The 7,836-nt window shown below is 33.2% G+C and carries 8 protein-coding genes and 1 pseudogene; 7 read left to right on the plus strand and 2 right to left on the minus strand.

Going from position 1 to position 7,836, the window contains the following annotated elements:
• Together ACI32A_RS06280 and ACI32A_RS06285 are read right to left on the minus strand one after the other, a co-directional pair.
• Window positions 1-244: pseudogene (locus tag ACI32A_RS06280) on the minus strand (hypothetical protein); the annotation flags it as partial.
• Entirely contained in the window at window positions 237-1,286 is a 1,050-nt protein-coding gene (locus tag ACI32A_RS06285; RefSeq protein ID WP_439754184.1) for a peptidylprolyl isomerase, read from the minus strand. The pseudogene ACI32A_RS06280 and the gene ACI32A_RS06285, both read right to left, overlap by 8 nt.
• Before the next feature lie 160 nt (window positions 1,287-1,446).
• On the opposite strand from ACI32A_RS06285, the gene sufC reads away from it, so the two are divergent.
• Genes sufC through ACI32A_RS06320 form a run of 7 tightly spaced genes read left to right on the plus strand, consistent with a single transcriptional unit; the run spans window position 1,447 to window position 7,615 of the window.
• Window positions 1,447-2,262: a Fe-S cluster assembly ATPase SufC gene (sufC, locus tag ACI32A_RS06290; RefSeq protein WP_439754185.1), complete on the plus strand. Its 816-nt coding sequence runs from the start codon at window positions 1,447-1,449 to the stop codon at window positions 2,260-2,262.
• Window positions 2,263-3,006, plus strand: a complete 744-nt coding sequence (locus ACI32A_RS06295) for a SufD family Fe-S cluster assembly protein (RefSeq protein WP_439754186.1) — start codon at window positions 2,263-2,265, stop codon at window positions 3,004-3,006.
• Complete coding sequence (locus ACI32A_RS06300; protein WP_439754187.1) at window positions 2,993-4,225, plus strand: aminotransferase class V-fold PLP-dependent enzyme; 1,233 nt, start codon at window positions 2,993-2,995, stop codon at window positions 4,223-4,225. The genes ACI32A_RS06295 and ACI32A_RS06300 overlap by 14 nt, the downstream gene beginning before the upstream one ends.
• Window positions 4,226-4,238: 13 nt before the next feature.
• Window positions 4,239-4,688, plus strand: coding sequence for a Fe-S cluster assembly sulfur transfer protein SufU (gene sufU, locus ACI32A_RS06305; RefSeq protein ID WP_439754188.1), 450 nt, complete (start codon window positions 4,239-4,241; stop codon window positions 4,686-4,688).
• Complete coding sequence (sufB, locus tag ACI32A_RS06310; RefSeq protein ID WP_439754189.1) at window positions 4,675-6,069, plus strand: Fe-S cluster assembly protein SufB; 1,395 nt, start codon at window positions 4,675-4,677, stop codon at window positions 6,067-6,069. Before sufU ends, sufB begins: the two co-directional genes overlap by 14 nt.
• Complete coding sequence (locus tag ACI32A_RS06315; protein WP_439754190.1) at window positions 6,062-6,562, plus strand: 5-formyltetrahydrofolate cyclo-ligase; 501 nt, start codon at window positions 6,062-6,064, stop codon at window positions 6,560-6,562. The genes sufB and ACI32A_RS06315 overlap by 8 nt, the downstream gene beginning before the upstream one ends.
• Before the next feature lie 3 nt (window positions 6,563-6,565).
• Complete coding sequence (locus ACI32A_RS06320; protein WP_439754191.1) at window positions 6,566-7,615, plus strand: hypothetical protein; 1,050 nt, start codon at window positions 6,566-6,568, stop codon at window positions 7,613-7,615.
• The last annotated feature ends 221 nt before the right edge of the window (window positions 7,616-7,836 follow it).

The raw sequence follows: 7,836 nt of genomic DNA on the forward strand, positions 1-7,836 counted from the left end.
GTGCTTTTTCTTTTATTTCATCATTTAAACCAACAACTTGGTCATAGACTGCATTCTTGGCAAGTTGAAGAGTTAAAGAACCACCATTTGCTAATTTGATCAACTGATATTCATCATCTCGTGTATATTTTGTAGATCCAATGGTCATGATTGTTTCATTTCCATTTTGAATGGAAGCATTAGCTCCCGAACAACCACATAAAGAAAAAACCAATAAAGAAGAAGCAATTATTTTTTTATTCATCTGAATCACTTCCTTCCTTGTCTAAATAACTAGAAATATAGGCTTTAATTTTTTGTTCTGTTTGTTCATCATTAAATTGAATATCTAATTTTGATGCATAATATTCAATGGATTCCATTTCCAATGTCGAATTCGCACTTAGAAACGCATTGACAACTGCATCTTTTACATCTTGATTATCGCTTTCAAATAAAGCTTTTAAATCCGTTTCTTCGACTTTTACTTTATATAACATTGTAGAACCTGAACTCGTTGTTACTGTGATCCAATCTGATACTTCTCCTTTTTCCAAATTCTGAGCTGCATCAGCCACATCATTTGGAAGACCTGTTCCATAATAAGAATAAGAAGTGCTTGTTACATCTGTTGAATCACTGTATCCATAAAATCCTTCGTTGCTGGCTGTTGAAGTGTCTTCAGAAAAAGCAGTGGCAGCGGAGGCAAAGCTTTCATCTTTGATTTCTTTATCGATGTTGTCTTTTTTCTTTTGTTCATCTTCTGTTAAATTTTCAGCATCTGTAACGGCCATAGAAATAATGGAAACCGTTCTGGGATTTCTTTCTTGAACAGCGTCTTTATATGTATCAAAATTATCTTCGATAAATTTTGTATTCATTTCTTTTTCTTTAACACTGGCTAAACTGAATTGATAACAAGCATCGTCGGAAGAATATCCATAATTGGCAAGTTGACTTGCTAAATAAAATTCATAATCATCTCCATATTGCGATTGAAAATTCGATTCAATAGTAGATTCCAATTTTTTAGCTTGTTCTTTTAAGTCTTTTGAATCATCAATGGATTCATCAATGACAGCGGCTTTATACATTTGATAAAGCAAAGAAGAATCGAATTGTGACTGATTTTGATAGAATTCATCTGCCGATATATTCTTAGACGATAAACTGGCAAGTAATTCCTGTCCATCTGCTTTTTTCCCTGAAACATTATATCGATTCATGTCATATACAAAATAAGAGACAAAAGCCAGGATAACGATGGCAATAACAATGACAAACCAGTTGGATTTTAGTGCATCCATCTTAAAAACCTCCTGTATATATACAATATGTAAATTATAATCAAATTCATGTGAAATTGCAATCAACTCAAAATTGAAAAAATCATCGATTTAGCAATAGCTAATGAATTGAGAAAGTGTTTTATTTCTGATAATATATCATGGGAAAAGAGGAACAAACATGGCAGAATTAGTGATTAAGAATTTACATGTATCAGTTGATGATAAAGAAATATTAAAAGGAATAGATTTAACCGTGGCATCCAATGAACGCCATGCATTAATGGGACCCAATGGAAATGGAAAGTCAACGCTTTTACAAGCTATTATGGGAAACCCTAAATATATTGTAACACAAGGAAGTATTTCATTTGATGGACAAGATGTATTGTCTATGGAAGTGGATCAACGCTCAAAATGCGGTTTGTTTTTGGGCATGCAATATCCAAGCGAAATCTCTGGCGTTACGAATTCGGATTTTTTAAGAAGTGCTATCAATGCGCGTCAGGAAAAACCAATTTCTTTATTCAAATTTATTAAACAAATGGATAAAGCCATTCAAAAACTGGAAATGAAACCAGATTTAGCACATCGATTCTTAAATGATGGATTTTCTGGTGGTGAAAAGAAACGAAATGAAATTGTACAAATGATGATGTTAAAACCAAAACTGGCAATGTTAGATGAAATTGACTCAGGATTGGATGTGGATGCACTTCGTATTGTTTCCGATGCAATTGATGAAATACAAAAAGAAACACAAATGGGATTGTTGATTGTATCGCATTATGCACGTTTCTATGAATATTTAAAACCAACACATGCTCATATTTTAATTGATGGAAAAATTGTTGTATCCAGTGATGCATCTTTAATTGAAAAAGTGGATACACAAGGATATGAATGGATTGAAAATGAATATCATGTACAAGTAAAGAAAGAAGAAGTTTCTTCACCTGTTTCTTTGGGTAGCTGCGGAGCAAAGAAGGTGGCATAAATGCGAAAACTCACAGGAAATAATCAATGGGTTTTCGAGCCTTTTCAAAAAGAATATATATATTGTTCTGTTTTACAAGATTGCATATTAGACATTGTATGCAAAGAAAATAGTACAACTGAAATCTTTTTATTGATTCAAAATTGTCAATCACTTCAAATTCATGTTACTTGTTTACAAGATTCTATTTGTAAAATTGCTTTATTTGATTTACAAGATCAGTCATTGACATGGAATGTATTGACAGAATTAAAAGAACAAGGAGCACAATTTGAAGTAAATAGTGCACAATTGTGTCAAAAAGAAGGAAAGAAAAAAGGAAATATTGAAGTTTGTCATCTTGCCAGTCACACTCTTGGTCTAATTCAAAACTTTGCGGTTTTAGGACAAGATGGATTTTATGAAATGAAAGCCAATGGAAATATAATAAACGGAAGTATAGAAGCACAGTCTCATCAAAAAACAAGGGTATTGACTTTGTCAAAGGGACATAGTGTCAATGTTACGCCTTTATTATTAATTGGCGAAAACCAAGTTAAGGCGAGTCATGCTTTATCAATTGGACAACCCAACGAAGACCAGTTATATTATCTGCAATCCCGTGGTTTATCGAAATCACAGGCATTGGGATTGTTAAGTGTTGGTTATTTTTTACCTGTCATTCATATGGTAAAGGATGAAGATTTACAAGAAAATCTTCAAAAAGAAATGGAAGAGAAAGTAGGATTATATGGACGTAGCTAAGATTCGTGAAGATTTTCCAATTTTGAAACGAACAATGTGCCAAAAACCCCTCATCTATTTTGATAATTCCGCGACAACACTGAAACCACAACCCGTTATTGACGCGGTAATGAATTATTATATGTATTTAGGTGCCAATGCACATCGCGGAGACTATGAAATGAGTGGGCAAGTGGATGCACATTTCGAAGGAGCCAGAATTACAGCTCAGAAATTTATCAATGCGAAATATCCAGAAGAAATTGTATTTACTTCGGGTTCAAGCATGGGATTAAATGAAATTGCGATTATGGTTTCAAAAAAATATTTAAGTGATGGAGATGTTGTTTTATCTTGTGAAAGTGAACATGCTTCTAGTGTTTTACCATGGCGAAAAAGTGAAAAAGATATTCATGTGGAATATATTCCTTTAGATGATGAAGGAAAAATCACAATGGAAAACTTTAAAAAAGCCATTCACGATAAAGTAAAAGTCGTATGTATTGCCCAGGTTTCTAATGTATTGGGATTTTGTGCACCTGTTAAAGAAATGGCAAAATATTGTCATCAGCACAATATTTTAATAGTTGTTGATGGAGCCCAAAGTACGCCACATATTCAAATTGATGTACAAGACTTAGATGTGGATTTCTTTGTGATGAGTGCGCATAAAATGTGTGGACCAACGGGTGTAGGAATCTTATATGGAAAGAAAAAATATCTAGATGAATTGGATCCTGTTTTTTATGGAGGAGAATCCAATGCGCGTTTTGATAAATGTAACATCTTATTAAAAGAAACGCCCTTAAAATTTGAAAGCGGCACACAGCCTATTGAAGGTGTCATTGGCATGAAAGCCGCTATGGATTATATTTCACAAATTGGACAAGAAAATATTCATCAACATGAAGTGGAATTAAAACAATATTTTTTAAGTCAAGTCAAAGACATGGAAAATATTCAAATTTATAATTCCAATGCACAAAGTGGTATTGTGACATTTAATATGTTTGATCACGGAAAAATGATTTTTTCACAAGATGTAGCTAGTTTTTTAAACACAAAAGGAATTGCGGTTCGCTCAGGAACGCATTGTGCTAAGTTATTGCCCGATGTATTACATGTGAATTCCACAATCCGGGCTAGTTTTTATTTTTATAACACAAAAGAAGAAGTAGATGCATTTGTTTCAGCTTTAAAAGAAGTAACACTTGCTAATTGTGTGGATATCTTCTTCTAGAAAGGAGGCCATTATGCCCATTGATGCTTCATTATTAAGAGAAATAATTATGGATCATTATGAATATCCAAGAAATAAAGAATTAACGAATCAACCTGGTTATGCTTCTGTTCATATGGCCAGTGATTCTTGTATCGATGACATTACGGTACAAGCAAAAATTGAAAATGGCATTGTACAAGACGTTCGCTTTGATGGCCAGGCTTGTACGATTGCGACTTCTTCAACTTCCATTATGAGCGAATTAGTGGTACAAAAAAGTGTTGACGAAGTAAAAACCATTATCGAAAACTATTTCAATATGATTGATCAAAAAGAATACGATCAAGATTTATTAGAAGAAGCGATTGCGTTTCAAAATGTCGGAAAACAAGCCAATCGTATTAATTGTGCAACCATTGGCTGGAAGGCTTTAAAACAAATGATTCAGGAAAGTGAAGGTGATATAAATGAATCCAAATGATATTTCACTTTCCAATGAACAAGATTATCAAGATGAATATCAGGCTGTTTATGAAACCCATAAAGGATTAAATGAAGACGTTGTTAGAGAAATTTCCAGAATTAAACAAGAACCAGATTGGATGCTTGAATATCGTTTACAATCTTTAAAGTGTTTTCAGGAAAAGCCATTACCGGAATGGGGACTAGATTTACATCAAATGGATTTTGATGATTATACTTATTATTCAAGACCGAGTGACAATAAAACCGATAAATGGGATGAAGTACCTGAAACGATAAAAAATACATTTGAGCGATTGGGAATTCCAGAAGCAGAGCGAAAATTTTTAGCAGGAGCTTCTGCACAATATGAATCTGAAGTTGTATATCATAATATGTTACAGGAAGTCGAAGAAAAGGGTGTGATTTTCTTAGATATCGATAGTGGATTAAGAGAACATCCAGATATTTTTAGAAAATATTTTGATACAGTTATTCCTTATAACGACAATAAGTTTTCGGCTTTAAATGGAGCTGTATGGTCTGGAGGATCTTTTATTTATGTTCCACCAGGGGTAAAACTAGAAAAACCATTGCAGTCTTATTTTCGAATTAATTCTGAAAGAATGGCGCAATTTGAGCGTACTTTGATTATTGTGGATGAAGGAGCTGATATTCATTATGTAGAAGGATGTACAGCTCCAAGTTATTCCAAGGATTCTTTGCATGCCGGAGTAGTAGAAATTGTGGTTGGAAAAAATGCCCGTTGTCGTTATACAACCATTCAAAACTGGTCTAAAAACATTTATAATCTGGTTACACAGCGAGCCAAAGTATTTGAAGGCGGTTCGATGGAATGGGTAGATGGAAATATTGGCTCTTTAGCTACTATGAAATATCCTACTTGTGTATTAGCTGGAGAAAATGCCAAGGGAACTTGTATTACGATTGCGGTTGGCGATGGCATACAACAAATTGATTCAGGTGCCAAAATGATTCATTTAGCACCGAATACAACAAGCCAGATTATTTCAAAGTCTATATCCAAAAACGGAGGCAAAACCAATTATCGTGGCTTGATTCGACATAATCCAAATGCCAATGGATCTCGAAGTAAAGTGGAATGTGATACTTTGATTTTAGACAACAAATCCAGCAGTGATACACTTCCAACCAATATCATGAAAAATCAGGACTCAACAATTGAACATGAAGCAACGGTTTCCAATATCAGTGAAGAACAATTATTTTATTTAATGTCGCGTGGTTTATCTCGAGCCAAAGCAACGGAAATGATTGTAATGGGATTTTTAGAACCATTTACTCGTGAACTGCCAATGGAATATGCCGTAGAATTGAATCGTTTGCTTCAATTGGATATGAGTGATTCCATTGGATAGAAAACAATATATCGAGCTTCGCTCGAATGTAGAAAATCGAGATGAAAAAGAACAACGAATTGTTCAGAAATTAGAGCCTTTTTTCAATGGAAACGTGGGTTTGTATGTTCCTATTCAAGGAGAAGTCAATTGTTTTGATGACTTTAAGCGATATAAACATTTGTTTTTACCTGTTGTTGAAGAAAACAATCAAATGAATTTTTATCCTTATAAAGGAAAACTCTATAAAGGAAAATTCAATACATTACAGCCTCGAAATCAAAATGCCATTGATCCACTGGATTTAGATGTTATTATTGTGCCTTTGGTAGGATTTTATAAAATGCATCGCATGGGTTATGGAAAAGGATATTACGATCGATATTTGAAACAAACCCAGGCTATTAAAATTGGTGTGGCCTTTGATTGTCAGGAAATGAATTCTATGGACATTAAAAAAACAGATGTTGCCTTGGATTTAATTGTAACGGAATCAAGAACAATATGGAGATAGAAAATGAGTGCAAGAGAAAATGCAAAACAGTTTTGGGAATTCTTTGAATCCATGGAATCACAAATTAAAGAAGGATTGATGAATCAAAACTATGCGATTTTAAATCCTTGTGTGGAAAAACTCGATGACATGTGTCAGGAAATGACTGGTTGTCATTTCTTTGTGGAAAATATTTATGATGACTTTGAAATTACTTTTGATACAGGACCCAATAAAACGTGTCAACTAATGGCGCAATTCTTTTCACAGATGGCACCTGTACATATCAAAAAAAGCTGGATCATAAATGATTGTCTTCCGCCTTTGTCTTCAAAAGCCGTTTTAGCTTCGATTCAAATTAAGGATGAACAATATTCTATACAGGATTTCTTTGTTTCCTTTGGAGTCGATGATAACCAGGATTTAGTGCATGCCAAAGTATATTGTCCAGGATATTATTTAATTGATAATACGGAAAATAAAAAAGAAATGAGTATGTATTTATTGGAATTGGCATTGGGACAAATCGCATATGAAGCATATTTATCGCACATTGATTTTATGGATGAACCAAAAGAAGTGGAACAATTTTGTCCGATCATTGATTTTTATGATCAATTAATGGATGTGGTAGAAAGAAAGGGCTGGAAACAATATAATTCACCATTGGACATTTATTCTGTATATCAGCCTATTCAAGATTTTGCGCATGATTCTTTGCGTAAAGACATGAAAATGATTTTTACAACGCATCCGATTTTATTAGAAGAAACGATTGAAAATCAGAATGATGTATTAGCGGATATGGAAAGTAAACAAGGAGAATATGGCTATATTTATTATTCAAATTTATATGGAAATAAACAAGATGCGCTTCTTCGTCAACAAATTTCTACTGTCATTCAAAAGCAATTGAATAAAAATGAAGTGGGAAAAGTCATTGGAGGGGCTATTGGAAAGAGTTATTCTTATATTGATATAGCTGTTTTTGATTCTTCTTTATTTGATATCATATTTCGAAAAATCAAGCGTCAGCTTGATGAAAAAGTGGAATTGTTTTATCAAAAATTTTAAACCGGGTATTCCCGGTTTTTTAAATAACTAATTGAAAAATCCATAAACAATATTGAATTTTTCATGGAAATCTCCTTTCACAATGTATAATAAAAATACATTGTTTGAAAGATTTATGAATTTTGTTGAGAACCTTAACTTTGAAGAAAAAGTATAACTAAAAAACAATCAATTAAAAATGGTCGAAAAACGCAGCAAACATGCGGAATTCGGCCTTTTAA

The organism is Floccifex sp. (assembly GCF_051873555.1).
Lineage (GTDB): Bacteria > Bacillota_I > Bacilli_A > Erysipelotrichales > Erysipelotrichaceae > Floccifex.

Excerpts from the sequence above, each read along its gene's own strand:
- ACI32A_RS06285 (WP_439754184.1), bottom strand. The coding sequence starts at position 1,286 with ATGGATGCACTAAAATCCAACTGGTTTGTCATTGTTATTGCCATCGTT.
- sufC (WP_439754185.1), top strand. The coding sequence starts at position 1,447 with ATGGCAGAATTAGTGATTAAGAATTTACATGTATCAGTTGATGATAAA.
- ACI32A_RS06295 (WP_439754186.1), top strand. The coding sequence starts at position 2,263 with ATGCGAAAACTCACAGGAAATAATCAATGGGTTTTCGAGCCTTTTCAA.
- ACI32A_RS06300 (WP_439754187.1), top strand. The coding sequence starts at position 2,993 with ATGGACGTAGCTAAGATTCGTGAAGATTTTCCAATTTTGAAACGAACA.
- sufU (WP_439754188.1), top strand. The coding sequence starts at position 4,239 with ATGCCCATTGATGCTTCATTATTAAGAGAAATAATTATGGATCATTAT.
- sufB (WP_439754189.1), top strand. The coding sequence starts at position 4,675 with ATGAATCCAAATGATATTTCACTTTCCAATGAACAAGATTATCAAGAT.
- ACI32A_RS06320 (WP_439754191.1), top strand. The coding sequence starts at position 6,566 with ATGAGTGCAAGAGAAAATGCAAAACAGTTTTGGGAATTCTTTGAATCC.